The 17,898-nt window shown below is 69.4% G+C and carries 18 protein-coding genes and 1 pseudogene; 9 read left to right on the forward strand and 10 right to left on the reverse strand.

From position 1 onward, the window contains the following. The first annotated feature begins 5 nt into the window (after positions 1-5). Together ABTW65_RS23340 and ABTW65_RS23345 are read left to right on the forward strand one after the other, a co-directional pair. Positions 6-542 (forward strand): pyridoxamine 5'-phosphate oxidase family protein, encoded by a 537-nt coding sequence (locus ABTW65_RS23340; RefSeq protein WP_350664569.1) that lies wholly within the window; start codon positions 6-8, stop codon positions 540-542. After that, positions 542-880 carry a VOC family protein gene (locus tag ABTW65_RS23345; RefSeq protein WP_350664571.1) on the forward strand — a complete coding sequence of 113 codons (339 nt, stop codon included), beginning with the start codon at positions 542-544 and terminating at the stop codon, positions 878-880. The genes ABTW65_RS23340 and ABTW65_RS23345 overlap by 1 nt, the downstream gene beginning before the upstream one ends. On the opposite strand, the gene ABTW65_RS23350 is transcribed toward ABTW65_RS23345, so the two are convergent. Continuing rightward, positions 881-1,507 (reverse strand): hypothetical protein, encoded by a 627-nt coding sequence (locus ABTW65_RS23350; protein WP_350664573.1) that lies wholly within the window; start codon positions 1,505-1,507, stop codon positions 881-883. Between the two features lies 1 nt (position 1,508). Then, positions 1,509-1,916 carry an isomerase gene (locus tag ABTW65_RS23355; RefSeq protein ID WP_350664575.1) on the reverse strand — a complete coding sequence of 136 codons (408 nt, stop codon included), beginning with the start codon at positions 1,914-1,916 and terminating at the stop codon, positions 1,509-1,511. An 87-nt stretch (positions 1,917-2,003) separates the two neighbouring features. On the opposite strand from ABTW65_RS23355, the gene ABTW65_RS23360 reads away from it, so the two are divergent. From ABTW65_RS23360 to era, 3 genes are read left to right on the forward strand one after another with little or no spacing between them, the layout of a single operon-like run. Then, positions 2,004-2,804: a helix-turn-helix domain-containing protein gene (locus ABTW65_RS23360; protein WP_350664577.1), complete on the forward strand. Its 801-nt coding sequence runs from the start codon at positions 2,004-2,006 to the stop codon at positions 2,802-2,804. A gap of 50 nt (positions 2,805-2,854) precedes the next feature. Beyond that, the gene (locus tag ABTW65_RS23365; protein ID WP_350664579.1) at positions 2,855-3,637 is read left to right on the forward strand and encodes a siderophore-interacting protein; all 783 of its coding nucleotides are present in this window, start codon (positions 2,855-2,857) and stop codon (positions 3,635-3,637) included. Continuing rightward, positions 3,634-4,560, forward strand: coding sequence for a GTPase Era (gene era, locus ABTW65_RS23370; RefSeq protein ID WP_350664581.1), 927 nt, complete (start codon positions 3,634-3,636; stop codon positions 4,558-4,560). The genes ABTW65_RS23365 and era overlap by 4 nt, the downstream gene beginning before the upstream one ends. 108 nt (positions 4,561-4,668) lie before the next feature. Here the strand turns inward: era and ABTW65_RS23375 are convergent, their stop codons facing one another. Genes ABTW65_RS23375 through ABTW65_RS23390 form a run of 4 tightly spaced genes read right to left on the reverse strand, consistent with a single transcriptional unit; the run spans position 4,669 to position 7,301 of the window. Continuing rightward, the gene (locus ABTW65_RS23375) at positions 4,669-5,514 is read right to left on the reverse strand and encodes a septum formation family protein (protein WP_350664583.1); all 846 of its coding nucleotides are present in this window, start codon (positions 5,512-5,514) and stop codon (positions 4,669-4,671) included. Between the two features lie 2 nt (positions 5,515-5,516). Next, positions 5,517-6,377 carry a septum formation family protein gene (locus ABTW65_RS23380; RefSeq protein WP_350664585.1) on the reverse strand — a complete coding sequence of 287 codons (861 nt, stop codon included), beginning with the start codon at positions 6,375-6,377 and terminating at the stop codon, positions 5,517-5,519. 19 nt (positions 6,378-6,396) lie between these two features. Continuing rightward, positions 6,397-6,897 (reverse strand): flavodoxin family protein, encoded by a 501-nt coding sequence (locus ABTW65_RS23385; RefSeq protein WP_350664587.1) that lies wholly within the window; start codon positions 6,895-6,897, stop codon positions 6,397-6,399. Next, complete coding sequence (locus ABTW65_RS23390; protein ID WP_350664589.1) at positions 6,897-7,301, reverse strand: pyridoxamine 5'-phosphate oxidase family protein; 405 nt, start codon at positions 7,299-7,301, stop codon at positions 6,897-6,899. The genes ABTW65_RS23385 and ABTW65_RS23390 overlap by 1 nt, the downstream gene beginning before the upstream one ends. Before the next feature lie 207 nt (positions 7,302-7,508). Between ABTW65_RS23390 and leuA the strand changes: the two genes are divergently transcribed. Further along, positions 7,509-9,269, forward strand: coding sequence for a 2-isopropylmalate synthase (gene leuA, locus ABTW65_RS23395; RefSeq protein ID WP_350664591.1), 1,761 nt, complete (start codon positions 7,509-7,511; stop codon positions 9,267-9,269). Here leuA and ABTW65_RS23400 read toward each other — a convergent pair. After that, the gene (locus tag ABTW65_RS23400; RefSeq protein ID WP_350664593.1) at positions 9,250-10,212 is read right to left on the reverse strand and encodes a DMT family transporter; all 963 of its coding nucleotides are present in this window, start codon (positions 10,210-10,212) and stop codon (positions 9,250-9,252) included. The two genes, leuA and ABTW65_RS23400, sit on opposite strands and share 20 nt — an antisense overlap. 67 nt (positions 10,213-10,279) lie before the next feature. On the opposite strand from ABTW65_RS23400, the gene pdxR reads away from it, so the two are divergent. After that, positions 10,280-11,656: a MocR-like pyridoxine biosynthesis transcription factor PdxR gene (gene pdxR, locus ABTW65_RS23405; RefSeq protein WP_350664595.1), complete on the forward strand. Its 1,377-nt coding sequence runs from the start codon at positions 10,280-10,282 to the stop codon at positions 11,654-11,656. A gap of 6 nt (positions 11,657-11,662) precedes the next feature. Here the strand turns inward: pdxR and ABTW65_RS23410 are convergent, their stop codons facing one another. From ABTW65_RS23410 to ABTW65_RS23420, 3 genes are all read right to left on the reverse strand, one after another. Further along, positions 11,663-13,378 (reverse strand): serine/threonine-protein kinase, encoded by a 1,716-nt coding sequence (locus ABTW65_RS23410; protein ID WP_350664596.1) that lies wholly within the window; start codon positions 13,376-13,378, stop codon positions 11,663-11,665. A 78-nt stretch (positions 13,379-13,456) separates the two neighbouring features. Further along, complete coding sequence (locus tag ABTW65_RS23415; protein ID WP_350664598.1) at positions 13,457-14,269, reverse strand: ion transporter; 813 nt, start codon at positions 14,267-14,269, stop codon at positions 13,457-13,459. 91 nt (positions 14,270-14,360) lie between these two features. Beyond that, the gene (locus tag ABTW65_RS23420; protein WP_350664601.1) at positions 14,361-15,833 is read right to left on the reverse strand and encodes an HTTM domain-containing protein; all 1,473 of its coding nucleotides are present in this window, start codon (positions 15,831-15,833) and stop codon (positions 14,361-14,363) included. A 99-nt stretch (positions 15,834-15,932) separates the two neighbouring features. Between ABTW65_RS23420 and recO the strand changes: the two genes are divergently transcribed. Then, positions 15,933-16,661 (forward strand): DNA repair protein RecO, encoded by a 729-nt coding sequence (gene recO, locus ABTW65_RS23425; RefSeq protein ID WP_350664603.1) that lies wholly within the window; start codon positions 15,933-15,935, stop codon positions 16,659-16,661. Between the two features lie 342 nt (positions 16,662-17,003). Next, positions 17,004-17,822, forward strand: a pseudogene (locus tag ABTW65_RS23430) (YibE/F family protein); the annotation flags it as partial. Positions 17,823-17,898: the final 76 nt, after the last annotated feature.

A 17,898-nucleotide genomic window follows, 5' to 3' on the forward strand; every position in this document is an offset into this window, starting at 1 on the left:
CCGCCATGGAGACTCACAACCTCGCCGAGATGTACGACGCTCCGCCCATGTCCTGGGAGGAGGTCACCGCTCGCCTCGACCAGGGCTTCAACCAGGGCCCGGGGTCGCAGGAGGGCGAGCCCGGGCGCTACACGACCTGGGTGAGCACGATCAACGCCGACGACGGTCCGCACGTGAACGCCGTCGGCGCGGTCTGGCTCGACGGCAGCTTCTACCTGGTCACCGGCCCGGGGACCCGGCGCGGCCGCAACCTCGCCCGCGATCCCCGCTGCGCGCTGTCGCTCTCGGTGCGTGAGTTCGACCTGGTCGTGGAGGGCCGCGTGACGCGGGTCCTCGGCGACGAGCTCGAGCGCGTGGCCAAGCACTACCACGACGACGAGGGCTGGCCGGCCGAGGTCGACGAGTCGGGCGAGGCCGTCACCGCGCCGTTCAACGCGCAGAGCGCGGGACCGGCACCCTGGCATGTGCATCGGATCGATGCCACCTCCGCCCACGCGGTCGCGACCGTCGAGCCCTACGGTGCGACCCGCTGGAGGTTCTAATGACCGACCTGTTCGCCGGACTTCCGGTCGCGGACCTGGCGCGAGCGGCCCGCTGGTACGAGGCGCTGCTCGGCGGCCCGCCGGCCTTCTACCCCAACGACGTCGAGGCCGTCTTCGAGGTGGTCGAGCACGGGTACGTCTACATCGAGGTGAAACCCGCTCTCGCCGGGAGCGGGTTCGTCACCCTCTTCGTCGACGACCTGGACGCCCGTCTCGCCGCGATCGCCGACCGCGGCCTGCGGCCGGAGTCGCAGGAGACGTACGACAACGGGGTCCGCAAGACCATCTTCCGCGACCCTGACGGCAACGAGGTCGGGCTGGGTGGTGGCCCCGCCTGATCAGGCTGGGACCGGGAGACCGTGCTCCTTGGCGTAGGCGCGTCGGCAGGACGCCGCGCAGAAGCCCAGGGTCTCTCCGCCGTGCTCCAACGTGATCGCTCCGGGGCCGAGGGTGACGTGCATGCCGCACATCGGATCGATGACGACGCCCTCAGGGAGGTCGACCTCGCCCGCGCTCTGCTTCGCGCGGAACTCCTCGGTCATCCAGCTCGTCAGCTCGTCCGCCGTCACCGGTCGGCCGTTGAGCCCGATGCTGCCGTCCGCGATGCCGACCAGGTTGATCCAGAGGTGCCCGGCCGGCCTGGTCCAGCCGTGGTCGCGGTCGACCTTGCGTACGCCGGCACGGATGGCGCCGGACAAGGGGCGAGACATCTCCTCGCGCCATGCCTCGGGAACGGTGGCCGTGATGACCAGGGGCGGCGGGGGCGGCGGGCTCCAAGCCCCGTCCCCGGTCGTCCACCCGGCCAGCTCCCGGAAGGCGATATGGGTGATCGCCCTGCCTCGAGTCATCGTCTCCTCGGGCGCGCTGGCGCTCTCGTTGAGGAGTCCCGTCACCGCCCTCGTCAGCGTCGCGCGGTCGCCATCGGTGAGTGCGTCGGCGGGAGCGGCGATCTCGATCAGGAACACGTCAGGCCTCCTCGTGGTGTGCCTCGGGATCGAACCCGTCGGGGGCGCGATCGATGAACGCGGTGATCGCCGCGATCCGTCCGGACTCGTCCAGATCGAGGACGTCCGTACCCTCGGCGAACGAGCCCTCCTCTTTGCGGATCTCCCAGCGCACCCGGACGTGCCCGTGGTGCGCATCGGGCTCGGTGCGGGCCAGGAACGTGTAGTCGCCGACGCCCTCGGTGAACTGGCGGGTGAAGGCGATCAGCGGCTCCAGGCCGGTGGACTCGCCGATCGGGGTGGAGCGGGCGACGTCCGTGGTGAACAGGGCTTCGCCGAGGATGCGCTGGTCGTCGGCGGAGAGGTTCCAGAACGAGACGTACGCCTCGGCCGTGGCAGCAGGTGAGATAGGTGTCGTTTCAGTGGTCATGGCCATGACGATCGCCCCTCTGGGCGAGCCCTGTCGATTACCTCTCGGGTAGTTGCCGGGCGGCGCTGCGCCCGGCAGCCTGGGTGCATGACAACGGCCCAGCTGAGCGTCGGAGACCTGCTTCGTGACTGGCGCGAGCGGCGCCGTCGCTCGCAGCTCGAGGTGGCGATCGCGGCCGACGTGTCGGCCCGCCATCTCAGCTTCATCGAGACGGGCCGGTCGGGTCCGAGCCGGACGATGATCGAGCGGCTCTGCGAGGAGCTCGAGGTGCCGCTGCGCGAGCGCAACAGGCTCTATCTCGCGGCGGGGTTCGCGCCCGTCTACCAGGAGCGGCCGCTCGACGATCTCGGGGTCGCCAGGTCGGCGGTCGAGGCGGTGCTCACCGCCCACGAGCCCTATCCGGCCTGTGCGGTCGACGTCCGCTGGGACATGGTGGCGACCAACCGGCCCATGGAGCTCTTCCTGGCTCCGCTGTCGGACGCGCTGCGGCAGCCGCGGCTCAACATGCTGCGCGCGACTCTGCATCCCGACGGTCTGGCGTCGCAGGTGCGCAACTACTCCCAGTGGCGAGCCCACGTCGTAGGCCGTATCCGCCGGCAGCTCGACCGCACCGCGGCCGAGGGCTTGGTCGAGCTCCTCGAGGAGGTGGCGGGCTATCCGGCGCCGGTCGGGGCCGACGTGGAGGTGCCGGCGGTCACGGCGAGTGACGGTGCCCTGCCGGTGCTGCCGTTGTTGCTGCGTACGAGCCTCGGCGACCTCTCCTTCCTCTACGTCCTCTCCGTGATCGGCGCGCCTCGCGACGTGACGGTCGACGAGATCGCGGTGGAGGCGATGTTCCCGGCCGATGACGCGACCCGGGAGGCTCTGCTCGCCATCAGCCACGAGTGAGTGCGCCGCTGATGCGGGTGGGCCGCGTCTGCGCGGATAACCTTGAGGCGATGAGTGTCAAGGCCCAGCAGTACGCCGCGGAGGTGCTGCGGCGCGAGCAGATCACGCCCCACCTCGTACGCCTGGTGCTCGGCGGTCCCGGCCTGGCCGGGTTCGAGTCCACCGGGATCCCGGACGAGTGGGTCGGGCTGATCGTCCCGGGGCAGTTCCAGTCGCGCTACTACACCGTCCGGTCGTGGCAGGGTGGCGAGCTGACCCTCGACGTCGTCGTCCACGACGTCGGTCTGGTGACCGAGTGGGCCACGCGTACCGACCCCGTGGGGCAGACGGTCACGATCACCGAGCCCAAGGGCTCCTACGCCGCGCCCGACGGCGCGCAGTGGCTGCTGCTGGTCGGCGACCTGACCGCGATGCCGGCCATGGCGCGGATCGCCGAGACCACCACGCTGCCGACGCGGATCTGGGCCGAGGTGCCCGACGACCTTCCCGGCTATCTGCCCGACACCGCCGAGGTCACCTGGTCCGTCCCGCCGTCGGAGACCTCCTCCGACCTGGCGGCGGCCGTGGAGAAGATCGAGTGGCCCGCGGGCGACGGCTACTTCTGGATGGCCGGCGAATCGAGCCAGATGCGGGCGATCCGCAAGCATCTGATGCGCGAGCGGAAGCTCGACTCCCATGCCTACGACGTGATGGGCTACTGGCGCGGTGGCGGCCAGAAACGGCAACCGCGCTCGGTCGATCCCGGACCGGTGTGGCGTGAGGGCAAGGCCCAGGGGCTCACCGATGAGCAGATCTGGCAGCGATACGACGAGCAACAGGAGCAGCAACAGTGACCGAGCCAGCTTTCCGGAGCGGCTTCGTGTCGTTCGTCGGACGCCCCAACGCGGGCAAGTCGACCCTGACCAACGCGCTGGTCGGCACCAAGGTGGCGATCACCTCCGACAAGCCGCAGACGACCCGCACCGTCGTCAAGGGCATCGTTCACCGGCCCGACGGCCAGCTGATCCTGGTCGACACTCCGGGCATCCACCGGCCGCGTACGCTGCTCGGCGAGCGGCTCAACGACCTGGTCGAGGCCACCTGGACCGAGGTAGACGTGGTCGCGATCTGCTTCCCGTGCAACGAGAAGATCGGCCCCGGTGACCGCCGGATCGCGGAGAACGCCAACAAGCTCAAGAAGGGCATCAAGCGGGTCGCGATCGCCACCAAGACCGACCTCGCCACCCCCGAGCAGATCGGCGAGCACCTGATGTCGATCCAGACCCTCGGGGTCGAGCTCGGCATCGAGTGGGCCGAGATCGTCCCGGTCTCCAGCGTCGGCGGCGACCAGATCGACCTGCTCGCCGACCTGATGATCAAGCTCCTCCCCGAGGGACCGCCGCTCTACCCCGACGGCGAGCTCACCGACTCCCCCGAGGAGATCATCATCGCCGAGCTCATCCGCGAGGCGGCCCTGGAAGGCGTACGCGACGAGCTCCCGCACTCCATCGCCGTCGTCGTCGAGGAGATGCGGCTGCGTGAGGACCGCGCGGAGGACAAGCCGCTGATGGACATCCACGCCTTCCTCTACGTCGAGCGCGACTCCCAGAAGGGCATCGTGATCGGCCACAAGGGCTCACGGCTCAAGGACGTCGGTCAGCGCGCGCGCCTGCAGATCAAGGAGCTGCTCGGCATGCCGGTCTACCTCGACCTGCACGTCAAGATCGCCAAGGACTGGCAGCGCGACCCGCGGCAGCTCCGCAAGCTCGGGTTCTAGTCCCGGGCGTCTCACCGGTCACAGCGCTCCGGTGTTTCCTGCACTTCTCGGGTGTTGCAATGCCTGAGAAGTGCAGGGATACCCGGTTAACCGGGTATTCCAACCGCCCTAGCTCGGCGCCCAGCAGATCCCGTACGACTGACCGCCCTGCCACTGCTCGGCGCTGGGGAACTCCCAGGACCACTCGTACTTGAGCGGGTCGTCGGCGACCTCGGCGGCAGCGGCCTTGCAGTCTTCGGCGCCGGCGCTGTTGACCTTCGCCTCGCCGGGGTACTTCCCGGAGCCGAGGTCGATGACCGACAGGGCGCGCCAGCTGTGCTTGATGGAGCACGGGACGCGCTTGAAGGATTCGGACTTCGGCGAGGCCGTGCCGCACATCCGGAAAGGCTCGGCGGTCTTGGAGTCGCCCAGGACGCCCTTCATGTTGCCCTTGAGGGTCATCAGGGCCTTGGGGCCGGCGATGCCGATGACGTCGCAGCGGAACCAGTTGGCGCCGGCCTCGGACTCCTTGATCGTCGGGGTGAACCAGACCGGGCGCAGCATCGAGAGGCGCAGGTCGTCGGCGTCGCCACCGAGGTACTTGGTGACCTTGTTGGGGCACGCCTCGGCGACCTGGGCCGCGACCTGCTCAGAGTCGACAGCGACGAGGTGGCCGTCGACGACGTTCCTCAGCCGGCCCACGGCGTACGTCTGGGTGGTGTGCTTGCCCTTGCAGGTGACCGCGGTGCCGCCGGCGGTCGGGGCGAGCGCCTCGTCGTAGGTGAGGTTGTAGCAGGCCCCCTCCTTCGGGGACGGTGCCGCAGAGGCGGAGGCGGACGGAGGCGCCGACGAGGGCGACGGAGCCGACTTCGGCTCGCCGCCACCACAACCCGCGAGAGCCAGGGCCCCCACGACGACGAGAGCTCCCCACAACGGCGCCGATCGCTTCGGGCTCCGCTTCAGCGTGTCTCGCATGCTCACTCCTCGGTCACCGCCCAGCAGACCGCCCAGCGATTGCCGGCGTTCCACTCCTTCTCTCCAAACCATGTGTACCCGTAGTCGAAGCTTTCCGGGTAACCCAACCAGGCCTGGACCGAGCCCTTGCAGTACTGCGAGGCCTTCTTCTTGGACTCCGCGACACCGAGGAACTTCGTCTTGGCCTCGCCCAGCTTGATGGTCGTCACCGCGCGCATCTGGTGCGGCTCCGAGCAGGGCACCTTCGGAGAGGCGACGCTCTTGCCCTCGGCGCACACCATCCAGCGGTCCTCGACGTCCTCGACCTTCTTGACCTTGAGCAGGTCGCGGGTGGTGGTCGGCAGGTCGACGTACTCGGCGCCCTGCTGGCCACCGCCGACCACGTCGCAACGGATCCAGCGCGCGCCCTCCTCCCAGGCCTTCTCCGAGGGTCCGAAGTAGACGTGGGAGAGCATGGATCGCATCAAGAGGCTCTGGTCGGAGCCGACGTACTTCTCCAGCAGCTTGCGGCACTGGCTGAAGGCCCACTCGTTGACCTTCTCGTCGCCGTACTCGGCGTCCTTGAACTCGTCCGGGAGCGGTCCGGCACCGAAGGTCTCGGCGTTGTGCGGCTCGTCGCAGGGGACGTACTTGTCGAAGTTGTAGGCCTCGGAGACATCCTCGTGGGTGAGGTTGCGGCACTTGCCGACCTCGGGAACCGCGGTCGAGTCCACCTGCTTCGGGTCCTCGCCCTTGGCAGCCGCCCGATCACCGCCGCACCCGCTGAGCGCGAGGACGGCGAGCACCACGATCAGGAGCGACAAAGATGTCGTACGTCTGGGGGTATGGCCGATCACGGGGATCGACTCTACTTGCGAATCCATGAGCAGACCGAAAGCACAATCAGTCGAGGACGGCGGCCAGCGTGGCTCCCAGCTCGTACGCCGCCTCGACATGCGCGTCCTCGACGTCTCCCAGGACGTCGAGGATGTCGTAGGACTGGGCCCACCCGAGGGCGCCGACGATCGACTGCACCGAGCGGATCGCGCCGGTGGTGTCGTAGCGGCCGTGGACATAGAAGCCATAGGGACGTTTGGCGGTGGCACCGGCCGCTGTCCCGTCTCCTGGTCCGGCTCCGCCGGAGGGGTCGAGCGCGCCGCCCACGTCCAGGAAGATCGAGTCGAAGAAGTGCTTCAGCGCGCCCGACATGTAGCCGAAGTTGGCAGTCGTGCCGAGTACGTAGCCGTCGGCGGCCAGGACATCCTCGGCCGTCGCCTCCAGCGCGGGACGTACGACGACCTCGACGCCCTCGATCTCCGGGTCGTTGGCGCCGGAGACGACTGCATCTGTCAGGCGCTGCAGCGACCGGGTGGGGGAGTGGTGGACGACGAGCAGGCGAGGCATCAGCCGTCAGCGACCAGACGACGGCCGGTGACCTCCTTGGGGCGCAGCCGCACCCACAACGGACGAGCGCCGGCCGGCCAGGGGTGAAGGTCCCTGACCAGGTCGGGGATCTGGTCGTCGCGGTAGAGGATCTCCGCGCGTCCCTTGAACAGCGCCGACAATCCCACGTGGGTGTCGGGGGCGAGATCGTCGACCAGCAGCGCGACGGCGCTCTCGTCGATCTGCTCGGCCATCGAGGAGTGGGCCGAGGTGCGGATCCAGAGCGCTTCCTCGTGCACGACGTGGTTGACCGGTAGCACCACCGGGCCGCGCGGGCCAGTCCAGCCGATCCGGGAGACCTGGGTGTCCGTCGCGAGCCGCCAGGACTCCTCGACCGTGAGCTCTTCCAGTTGGGCCACGCCCATTCCTCCCCTTCGTCGTCACTTCTGCGTCTCAGTGTTGAGGCTCAATCGCCTGCCCGGCCAGTCTGCCAGTTCTGTTCTGTTATTGTTACCGAGTCATGATGCGCAGCCTCCTCCTTAGCTGCCGCAGCGGGGTCTGAGAAGCCGGACTCCCTCGCTGCGGAGGTTTGACGTGCGCCGGCACTCGCTTCCATCTGATGAGGAATCCGCATGACCAACCTGAGCAACTCCCGCAACCAGCAGAAGCCGTCGGGGATGCCGCACCAGCGCTATCGCGCGTTCGTGCCCGTCGACGTACCCGACCGCACCTGGCCGGCGAAGAAGATCACCAACGCTCCGCGCTGGCTCTCCACCGATCTGCGTGACGGCAACCAGGCCCTGATCGACCCGATGACGCCGGCCCGCAAGCTGCGGATGTTCGAGCTGCTGGTCGCGATGGGCTACAAGGAGATCGAGGTCGGCTTCCCGTCTGCCTCGCAGACCGACTTCGACTTCGTGCGCAAGCTGATCGAGGACGACCGGATCCCCGATGACGTACAGATCTCGGTCCTGACCCAGGCTCGCGAGGACCTGATCTCGCGCACCGCCGAGTCGATCGCCGGCGCTCCGCGCGCCACGATCCACCTCTACAACGCCACCGCGGAGCTGTTCCGCCGGGTCGTGTTCAACGTGACCCCGGCGGAGTGCATCGGGATCGCGGTGCGCGGCACCGAGATGGTGATGAAGTACGCCGAGGAGCACGTCCCCGAGCTGATCGGCACCGAGGACTTCGGCTACCAGTACAGCCCGGAGATCTTCACCCAGACCGACACCGACTACGCGCTCGAGGTCTGTGAGCGGGTCTCGGACGTGTGGCAGCCGGAGGCCGGCCGGGAGATCATCCTCAACCTGCCCGCCACCGTGGAGATGTCCACTCCGAACACCTACGCCGACCAGATCGAGTACTTCGGCCGGGGCCTGACCCGCCGCGAGCACTCCGCCATCAGCCTCCACCCGCACAACGACCGCGGCACCGCGGTCGCGGCCACCGAGCTCGGCCTGATGGCCGGCGCCGACCGCGTGGAGGGCTGCCTGTTCGGTCACGGTGAGCGCACCGGCAACGTCGACCTGGTCACCCTGGGCATGAACCTCTTCTCCCAGGGCATCGACCCGCAGATCGACTTCACGGTCGGCGGCGGCATCGACGAGATCCGCCGTACGGTCGAGTACGTCACCAACATCAACGTCCACCCGCGCCACCCCTACGCGGGCGACCTGGTCTACACCGCCTTCTCCGGCTCCCACCAGGACGCCATCAAGAAGGGCCTGGAGGACCTCGACCGGATCGCCGCCGAGGCCGGCAAGCCGACCAGCGAGATCCCGTGGGAGGCGCCCTACCTGCCCATCGACCCCAAGGACGTCGGTCGCACCTACGAGGCCGTCATCCGGGTCAACAGCCAGTCCGGCAAGGGCGGCGTGGCCTACCTGCTCAAGACCGAGCACTCCCTGGACCTGCCGCGTCGTGCGCAGATCGAGTTCAGCCGCGTGGTCCAGCAGCACACCGACTCCGAGGGTGGCGAGGTCAGCCCCGAGGAGATCTGGTCGATCTTCTCCGCCGAGTACCTCGCCCGCGAGGAGCCGTACGCCTTGGAGAGCTGGTCCTCGGTGACCGACGCCGAGGGTGGCGACGAGCAGATCGTCGACCTGCGGGTCCGTGGCGAGGAGCGCACCTACAAGGGCGTCGGCAACGGCCCCGTGGCCGCCTTCGTCGACGCGCTGAAGGAGGCCGGCGCCGAGATCCGGGTCCTCGACTACGCCGAGCACGCACTCTCCGCCGGCGGCGACGCGGCCGCGGCTGCGTACGTCGAGTGTGAGATCGCCGGCGAGATCGTCTGGGGCATCGGCATCCACGAGAACATCGTCACCGCTTCCCTGCGGGCCGTCGTCTGCGCGGCCAACCGCGCCCAGGCGGTCACGATCCCGCGCGGCTGACGTCGGCGCCGCTGCGGGGGCGACCCCGCAGCGGCGACCCGCGCAGCCCGATCACCAGGCCCAGAGCGACCACCGCGGTGCCCACCCACACCATCGGGCCGGGCACGATGCCGTTGAGGGGTACGCCGAGGGCGGCCGCGGACACGGGCACGACGCCGGTCAGCAGGCCGGCGCGCCCGGAGCCGAGGCGCCTGACCGCGGTGAACCAGAGCAGGAACGCGAGCGTGGTGACGACCGCGGCCAGGTGGAGCGCCGCGAGCAGGTCGACGGTGTCGAGGGTGGTGACGGCGGCCGGTCCCTCGGTCGCGACACCGATGACGGCCATGCCGGCGGTGGCCATCCACACCGAGTGGAACGAGACGCCGAAGGCTCCCAGGCGGGGGAGGACGGGCACCGCCAAGAGCGTGAAGCCCGCCTCGCAGACCAGCACCAGGAGCGCATAGCCGATCCCGGCCGCATCGGTCCTCCCGAAGCCTTCGACCACGACCGCCCCCGCGGTCACGACCATCGCCCCGATGATCACGGTGCGAGCCGGGAGGGTGCGGGTCGCGATCGCCGGGACGATCGCCAGCAGCATCGGGACGGCGGCGACGGCTACGCCGATCACCGCCGGCTCGGCGTGGGCGACGCCGCGGACCACGCCGACGTTGAAGAGCACCAGGCCCGCGGTCGCCACTCCGGCCAGCCAGAGCCACTCGCGACCGCGCGGCCGCGGCACCCGCCAGCCGGTGACCCGCGCGACGGCGAGCAGGAGGAGGGCGGCGAGGGCGTACCGGACGCTCTGCAGGGTGAAGAGCGGGGCGTCGGTGATCGCTGCGGAGACGGCGACGCTGCTGCCGACGCAGATCATCCCGGCGGCGGCGAAGACGATGCCGAGCAGGGTGCCGCGGTGCGGTGCGGCTCCGCCGGCGGTGTCGGGGTGGGGGAGGGCTTCGGTGGTCATGTCTACGAGGTTCGCCCGAACTTGGTCTGGCGAACAGATCCAAACAAGACGTGGCAAAGTGGACCAAGTGACCGGAGCGGACTTCCTCCAGCTGGACCCGGCCGGCGTTCCGGCTGGCGGCCTGGCGGCCTGGCTCACCGGTGCGCTGCGCGACGCGGTCGCCGATGGCCGGCTCGCGGTCGGTGCCCGGGTGCCGGCGTCGCGCACCCTCGCCACCCAGCTCGGCGTCTCGCGCGGGGTGGTGGTCGAGGCGTACCAACGGCTCACCGACGAGGGACTGCTCTCGGCGCGCAGCGGCGGCGGCACGCGGGTGAGCGCGGTCCCCGGAGCCGTACGCCGCCTCGGAGCCGCCACCCGGCTGCCGACGCCCGATCTGGACCTCTCCCCGGGAGTGCCCGACCTCTCGGCCTTTCCACGGGCGGCGTGGGCCAAGGCGTCGCGGGAGGTGATCGCCGAGATCGGCAGCGTCGACCTCGGCTACGGCGACCCGCGCGGCGTACCGGCGCTGCGGGAGGCGCTCGCGGTCTGGCTGGGCCGCACCCGCGGCCTCACGGTCACGCCCGACGACATCCTCGTGGTCAACGGCGTCGCCCAGGGTCTCGTCCTCCTGGCGCGCTGGCTGGAGGAGCGCGGCAGGACCACGGTCGGCTTCGAGGAGCCGGGGTCCTACGGCGCCCGCGTGCACCTGCAGCGGTGGGGGATGACGACGGTCCCGGTGCCGGTGGACGGTGACGGCCTGGACGTGGCGGCGCTCGACGCGAGCGGTGTCGATGCCGTCGTGGTCACGCCCGCCCACCAGTTCCCGACCGGGGTCGTGCTCTCCCCGCAGCGGCGCCGGGAGCTGGTCGAGTGGGTCCGGGCGGTGCCGTACCGGCTGGTGATCGAGGACGACTACGACGCCGAGCACCGTTACGACCGGCCGCCGGTCGCGGCCGTGAAGGTGCTCGCCCCCGACCAGGTCGTCCACCTCGGCAGCGTCTCCAAGACGCTCGCACCCGCGATGCGGATCGGCTGGCTGGTCGCCCCGTCCGGCATGCAGGAGGAGCTGGTCGAGGCGCGCTACTGGCTCGACCTGGCCAGCCCGGCGCTACCCCAGATCACCCTGGCGCGGATGCTCACCTCGGGCGCCTTCGAGCGGCACCTGAGACTGGTCCGGCAACGGCACAAGGCTCGGCGCGACGCCCTGCTCGAGGCGCTCGCCGAGCATCTGCCGGCTGTTCGGGTCCGCGGCGTCGCGGCCGGCCTGCACGTGCTGGCGACGCTTCCCGACGGAGTCGACGACGCGGCACTCGCCACGGCAGCGCTCGAGGCGGGCATCGCCGTCCATCCGTTGAGCCGGCACCGCGAGGGCGACGGTCCGCCGGGCCTGGTGATCGGCTACGCGGCGACGACCCCCGACCGCCTCCGGGAGGCGGTCAGGCGGCTGGCGCCATTGATCTCCTAGGAATCGCTAGGACTCGACGTCGTACTTCGCGCAGAGACCCAGGCGGCTGCCGGCCATCCAGGCGGTCCGGAACGGCGCCTTGAACATCGTCGCCTCCGACGGACAGCCGCCGAGCCCCTGGACGTTGGTCTCGCTCTGCTCGGGGTAGGTGTCGCCGGTCATCTCAAAAGTGTCGACGACGATGTAGTCGTGGGTGGTCCCGCACCTGACGACCTTGTCGATCTCGCTGTCGATGCAGGCACGCAGGTCGGTCGGGAACGGGTCCGGGACCGGGTCCTCGGGCAGGTCGATCATCGGCGCCTTCTGGACCGTCACCCCGACGTCGCACCTGACGTAGCGGTCGCCGTCGTTCCAGGTGGCCTCGGAGGGCCAGTACCAGCTCACGATGTAGGCGGTGCGGGCCAGCGTCTCGGGATGCAGCCCGAGGCCGGTCTCCAGCCGGGTGAAGCAGGCCGCCCCGGCGGCCTCGTTGTCGTTGTAGGTCTTCACGTCGGTGGCGACGTGGAAGGTGTAGAGCGTGTGCGGCTCGGCGCAGTCCACAGGCTCCGTCTCGTCGACGAACTCGGTGGCCGCGGCGTAGTCGAGATTGCGGCACTCACCGGCCTCGGGGACCTGACTTCCTCCCTTGGTCACGAAGAAGATCAGCCCGGCGATGAGCCCGGCGACCACGACCGCGGCCAGGCCACCGACCAGGAGACCGGTGCGTTTCCGCTTGGGCGGGTGCTGCGTCGCGATGCTGGTCGGCACCGTCGTGGGCTGCTCGAAGGGCGAGCCCGTCGGCGGGCCGCTGGGCGGGCCGCTGGGCGGTCCGCTCGGCGGGACTGCCGACTTCTGCCACGGCGAGGTGGGCGGCGGAGGCTGAGGCGCGGAGTGGGGCTGCGGCCCGGGAGCGACGCGAGTGCCCTTGATCGCACCGCGGAGTCCGTCGGCGAACGAGCGCGCATCGGGCCAGCGGTCCTCGGCCCGGGGCTCAAGCGCCCGGGAGATTGCCTGGCTGATCGGGGCCGGGAGGGGACGTACGGAACCGGCCTCGGGCACTCGGGAGGTGAGCCCGAGAGCGGGGGCGGGGGAGCGGCCGGCGAGCAGGGCCCAGGCGACCGCGCCGAGGGCCCGTACGTCGGCGCGGTGGTCGATCGGCAGTGACGGGTCGAGCTGCTCGGGCGCCATGTAGGACGGGGTGCCGATGTCGCGGGTGACCTCGTTGAGCGAGTCGAGCGAGCGGGCGACGCCGAGGTCGGCGATCATCACCCGGCGAGCGCCGGCCGTGCCGCCGGAGGTCTCGGAGGTGAGCAGCAGGTTGGCGGGCTTGATGTCGCGGTGGATCACCCCGCGAGCCTTCAACGCCATGAGTCCGTCGGCAGCCTGCGCGACGATGTCGGCGACCTCGTGCACGTCCAGGCCGCCCGGGGATCGCTTGAGCAGGTCGGCGACCGAGCCGCCGTCGGCGTACGACATCACGAAGAAGGGGATGCCCGTGCTCGTCTGGCCGATGTCGTAGACGCGGACGACATGGGGCGAGTCGACCGAGCGGAGCAGCCGCGCCTCCTGGAGGAAGCGCTTGTGGATCTCCGGGTTCGACACCCAGCCGGGGGAGAGCGCCTTGACCGCGACGTGGGAGTCGAGATCGGGGTCGTAGTAGAGCCACACGGAGGCGAACGCACCTGCGCCGATGTGGCGGACCTGTTGAAGCCGCCCGAGATTGGTCGGGAAGGTCGCGCTCATGGCCGAATCATGCCCTGAATCCGATCAGGTGGACTGCGGTGACACCTACTTCAACGGGTTTCGCAAAGAAATCGAGACCTACTTCCCGAACCGCTCCTGATCCCGCTTGACCGCGGCGTGCTCGTCCGAGCCGATGTTCTCCCGCAGCTCCTTCGCGGACTCGCGGATGGCGTCGGAGATGATCTCGTGGACACGAGGATCGGCCAGGCCCTCGTCGACCAGACGCAGCACGGTGTCAGCCACGAGACGGACGACGTCGTCGTGGAAGGGGAGGTACCTCAGCTTCCCGGCCGCCTGGTCCTGACGGATGAGGTCGATGATGAGGTTGTCGATCTCGGCGCGGTTCTCCTCGATCGCGCTGGAGATGTGCCGGGTGTAGTTGCCGGTCTGGATCACCGCGATCACCTCATCGAGCACCGCGACCGTGATCGGCTTGCGGATCGCGTCGACGATCGACCCGGAGAACCTCCCCACGACGTACGCCGAGACGCGGTCTCCGAAGGCACGGTCGGCTGCGCGCATCAGCCGCAGGAAGATGACGACCACCCGCAGCAGCCGGAAGGCACGGAAGGCCGGGTCCGAGAGCGGGATCATGCCGAGGATCTCGTACCAGTAGAGCGCCAGGAACTTCCAGCCCAGCCCGGACCTGCGCCACCGGAAGCAGAACTCGACGAAGAAGATCCCGCAGATCACGTAGTCGGCGACGATCACCCGGCGTTCCCAGACCGAGGGCACGTCCCAGAAGGTGATCCAGACCAGCAGAACGACCGAGATGATCGCGAGCACCAGCATCAGCCAGTCGACCACCGTGACCGGCGGCGTCCGCACGGCACCCGGCTGGCGGTCGTCATGGCGGCGGTCGACGCCCCGATCCGTGCCTGTTGAGCTCATGACCCGCACGATAGGAGACGAGCCGACCGATCACGGTCACCCACACGCGTCGTTGCCATCGTGTGGCTGCGACGTGAGGTCGGCAGCGTGGTCACTGGGTGCAGGCGACCTTGCCGTCCGGGACCGAGCGAAACGACATCACCTTGCCCAAGAACGGGGTGTAGGAGAAGTGGGGTTCATATCCGATGAACTCTCCATCGACCTTCTCGATGCGACGGATCTGCCCATAACAGCTGCACTCCACGGATATGTCGCCCTTCTCGCTCAAAATCCGCTCGAACTCGAACCGGGTCAACGAGTGCTCGGCGTCAGCGACCTCGGCGAGCTCGGGGTCATCGGTCTCGATGATCTTGACCAGGTCGCCCTGATAGTCGCCGATCTGGATGGCCGGGCTGATGAACCAATGGTTCGTCCGGCCGTCCTCGGTCCAGAGGTTGCTGAACATCGTGAACGATGTCTGCGTCTTGAAACCGAGGTAGGGGAGGCTGCCGTTCACCAGGACGAGCAAGGTCACGACCCACAGCACGGGCGATCCGGTGAACAGCGGATCAGAGACGGCTATGGCACGCGGCCCGTCGCGGCGTACGACCGTGAGCATGGACCGGAAGTAGACGACGATGAGAACCACGAGGCCGAGGAACCACAAGCTCACCCGGGCATAGGTGAAGGCATCGTCGTTCCCGATGGTCCTGGATGCGAGCGTCACGGCGACCACCAGGACACTGACCGCCACCGCACCGCTCGCGACGGTTGCGACCACGTGGCGTCGTAGCCGACGAAGGCTGTTGCCGACCAGGTCGCTGGCTGCGGTGGCAACCTCGGGGCTGAGGAACAGGACGTACGTTGCGACGGCGGCGTAGCTGAACGCCTGGATCGCCGCGATCGGGACCACCGCAAGCGAGAGGTGGAACAACAGCCCGATCGGAATGGCGAGGAACCGCGTTCTGCGGAAGGCGAGCAGCAGCCCCAAGCCGATCTCGGTGACCAAGGTGCCGGCCGTGACCGGAGTCGCGAGCCACGCCACGATCGCGCTGTTCTGCTCGGCATGGAGGGCAGTGCCGAGCAGCGTGGTTGCGCAACCCACCATCGGGTCGAAGAAGTCGGTGTTGGCCTTCGCGATCCCCGACCACACGTACATGACGACCACGGCACCGCGGGCCGGACCCGCGAAGGCTTCGTACGTCGCCGAGCGGATGCCGATGTCGGCTCGACCGCGTCTGCGTCGCATCCACGCGATGACCAACGCGCCGAGCAGGATCAGATTGATGCAGTCCTCGAGCAGATGATGATTGACCTGATAGGGCATGTGTGCCCAGGAATAGGCCAGGTTGAGCACGACCATCGTCGCGAGCGCCAGGGTGCGGTTGGGAAGGACGATCGCCGCGAGCGTTGCCACCAGAAGCAGACCGAACAGGGCGTCGCGGGGAAAGTACTCATAGGTGAGGAGCTGGATCAGACCCTGTCCTGCCCAGAGCATGGTGAACAGGCTGAGCTGGTCAAAGGTCAGCCTTCGAATCCGTACGTCGGCCACGGCGAAGGTGGACCGAGGGCTGTCCCTGGTCATGGCGGGATTACATCTGGTTTCTCGCCGGAATATCTGGTTTCTCGCCGACGCGGACCGGGCGGCACCCGATGGCCAGGCGCGTGCTGCAGAATGGGGACCGTGCCCCTCTATCGCGACGAGGCCATCGTGCTTCGCACCCACAAGCTGGGTGAGGCCGATCGCATCATCACCATGCTCACCCGCCACCACGGACGGGTGCGTGCGGTGGCGAAGGGCGTGCGGCGTACGACCTCGCGATGGGGGTCGCGGCTGGAGCCCTTCACCCACGTCGACCTGCAGTTCGCCGAGGGGCGCAACCTCGACACGATCACCCAGGCCGAGACGCTCACCCTGTTCCACGCCGGGATCGGGCTGGACTACGACCGCTACACCGCTGGCACCGCGATGCTCGAGACCGCCGACCGGCTGGTCCACGAGGAGGGCGAGCCGGCGCCGCAGCAGTATCTGCTGCTCGTCGGCGGGCTGCGGGTGCTCGCCCAGGGCGACCGGCTTCCCCGTCACGTCCTCGACTCCTACCTGCTCCGCTCGCTGGCTGTCGCTGGCTACGCGCCGAGCTTCGAGGCCTGCGCGCGCTGCGGGCTGGAGGGTCCGCACCGGTGGTTCAACGTGTCCATGGGCGGCGCGCTGTGCACGACCTGCCGAGTGCCGGGCTCGGCGACGCCCTCGCCCGAGACGCTCGCCCACCTCGGTGCGCTGCTCTCAGGTGACTGGGATACCGTCGGCGCCGCCGAGGACCGGACCAGCAGGCAGGCGAGCGGGTTGGTCGCTGCGTACCTCTCCTGGCATCTGGATCGCAACCTGCGCTCGCTCGAATACGTCGAGAGCTGAGAAAAGATGGCCCACTCCCACGGCCACTCCCACGGTGGGCATGACGCCGAGGTGGAGGTCGAGGCTCTGCCGCGGATGGTGCTGACCGTCTCGTTGGTGCTCGTCGCCGTCATCACCGTCGTCGGCGTGGCCCTGTGGTGGCCCGACCGCGCCGCGGTCGAGAAGCTCCAGGGGTCGCAGGAGTTCGTCGCCGACGGCGTCGTCTTCGAGACGGCCGAGGTCACCTCGGTCGCCGAGCCGTGCAGCGCCGAGGGCACGCCCAAGGGCTGCAACACCGCCGCCGCGACGCTGACCAGCGGACCCGACACCGGCACCGAGGTCGCGGTGGAGATCTCGACCCCGATGGCCCGCTCCGGGCTGGAGACCGGCGACGAGGTGGAGCTGTCCCGCACCGAGAAGGAGGGGGAGGCGACGTACGCCTTCTTCGACGTCAAGCGCGGACCGCCGCTGCTCCTGCTGGTCGGCCTCTTCGTGGTCTGTGTCGTGGCTGTCGCGCGTATGCGTGGGCTGATGGCGGTGCTCGGCCTGGGGTTCGCGGGGGCGGTGGTGTGGCTGTTCCTGCTGCCCGCGCTGCTCTCCGGCGAGCCCGCGGCGTGGGTCGCGCTTATCTCCTCGGTGCTGATCCTCTACGTGGTGCTCTACACGACCCACGGGTTCTCGGTGCGTACGTCGGTGGCGCTCGCTGGCACCCTGGCCGGGGTCGCGGTCACCGCGCTGATCGGCACCTTCGCGATCGGTGCGAGCCGGCTCAGCGGCCTGGGCTCGGAAAGCGGTCAGACGCTCTCCTCGCTCGACGCCGCACTCGACCTGCAGAGCCTGCTGGTCGCCGCGGTGATCATCGCCGGCCTCGGCGCGCTCAACGACGTCACCATCACCCAGGCCTCCGCGGTGTGGGAGCTGCGTGCCGCCGGACCTTCCACCTCGCGCTGGGACATCTTCCGGGGCGCGATGCGGATCGGTCGTGACCACGTCGCCTCGACGATCTACACGATCGTGTTCGCCTACGTCGGCAGCGCGCTGACCCTGCTGCTGGTGATCCAGCTCTACGACCGCACCTTCTTCTCGCTGCTCACGACCGAGCAGATGGCCGGCGAGATCGTCGCCACGATGGCCGCGGGCATCGGGGTCGTCCTGGCGATGCCGATCACCACGATCATCGGCGCGCTGACCCTCCCCGGCCCGGCCAGGGGACCGGAGGAGATGGAGTACGACGCACCCCGGCGCCCGATGGTCCCGC

The organism is Nocardioides sp. NPDC127503, from assembly GCF_040302165.1.
Lineage (GTDB): Bacteria > Actinomycetota > Actinomycetes > Propionibacteriales > Nocardioidaceae > Nocardioides.

What these genes read in the sequence shown, in the direction of transcription:
- ABTW65_RS23360 (WP_350664577.1), top strand. Translation starts at nt 2,004, where the DNA reads ATGACAACGGCCCAGCTGAGCGTCGGAGACCTGCTTCGTGACTGGCGC.
- ABTW65_RS23380 (WP_350664585.1), bottom strand. Translation starts at nt 6,377, where the DNA reads ATGGATTCGCAAGTAGAGTCGATCCCCGTGATCGGCCATACCCCCAGA.
- ABTW65_RS23415 (WP_350664598.1), bottom strand. Translation starts at nt 14,269, where the DNA reads ATGAGCTCAACAGGCACGGATCGGGGCGTCGACCGCCGCCATGACGAC.
- ABTW65_RS23345 (WP_350664571.1), top strand. Translation starts at nt 542, where the DNA reads ATGACCGACCTGTTCGCCGGACTTCCGGTCGCGGACCTGGCGCGAGCG.
- ABTW65_RS23420 (WP_350664601.1), bottom strand. Translation starts at nt 15,833, where the DNA reads ATGACCAGGGACAGCCCTCGGTCCACCTTCGCCGTGGCCGACGTACGG.
- ABTW65_RS23400 (WP_350664593.1), bottom strand. Translation starts at nt 10,212, where the DNA reads ATGACCACCGAAGCCCTCCCCCACCCCGACACCGCCGGCGGAGCCGCA.
- ABTW65_RS23365 (WP_350664579.1), top strand. Translation starts at nt 2,855, where the DNA reads ATGAGTGTCAAGGCCCAGCAGTACGCCGCGGAGGTGCTGCGGCGCGAG.
- ABTW65_RS23385 (WP_350664587.1), bottom strand. Translation starts at nt 6,897, where the DNA reads ATGCCTCGCCTGCTCGTCGTCCACCACTCCCCCACCCGGTCGCTGCAG.
- ABTW65_RS23375 (WP_350664583.1), bottom strand. Translation starts at nt 5,514, where the DNA reads ATGCGAGACACGCTGAAGCGGAGCCCGAAGCGATCGGCGCCGTTGTGG.
- leuA (WP_350664591.1), top strand. Translation starts at nt 7,509, where the DNA reads ATGACCAACCTGAGCAACTCCCGCAACCAGCAGAAGCCGTCGGGGATG.
- ABTW65_RS23355 (WP_350664575.1), bottom strand. Translation starts at nt 1,916, where the DNA reads ATGACCACTGAAACGACACCTATCTCACCTGCTGCCACGGCCGAGGCG.
- ABTW65_RS23410 (WP_350664596.1), bottom strand. Translation starts at nt 13,378, where the DNA reads ATGAGCGCGACCTTCCCGACCAATCTCGGGCGGCTTCAACAGGTCCGC.
- ABTW65_RS23390 (WP_350664589.1), bottom strand. Translation starts at nt 7,301, where the DNA reads ATGGGCGTGGCCCAACTGGAAGAGCTCACGGTCGAGGAGTCCTGGCGG.
- ABTW65_RS23340 (WP_350664569.1), top strand. Translation starts at nt 6, where the DNA reads ATGGAGACTCACAACCTCGCCGAGATGTACGACGCTCCGCCCATGTCC.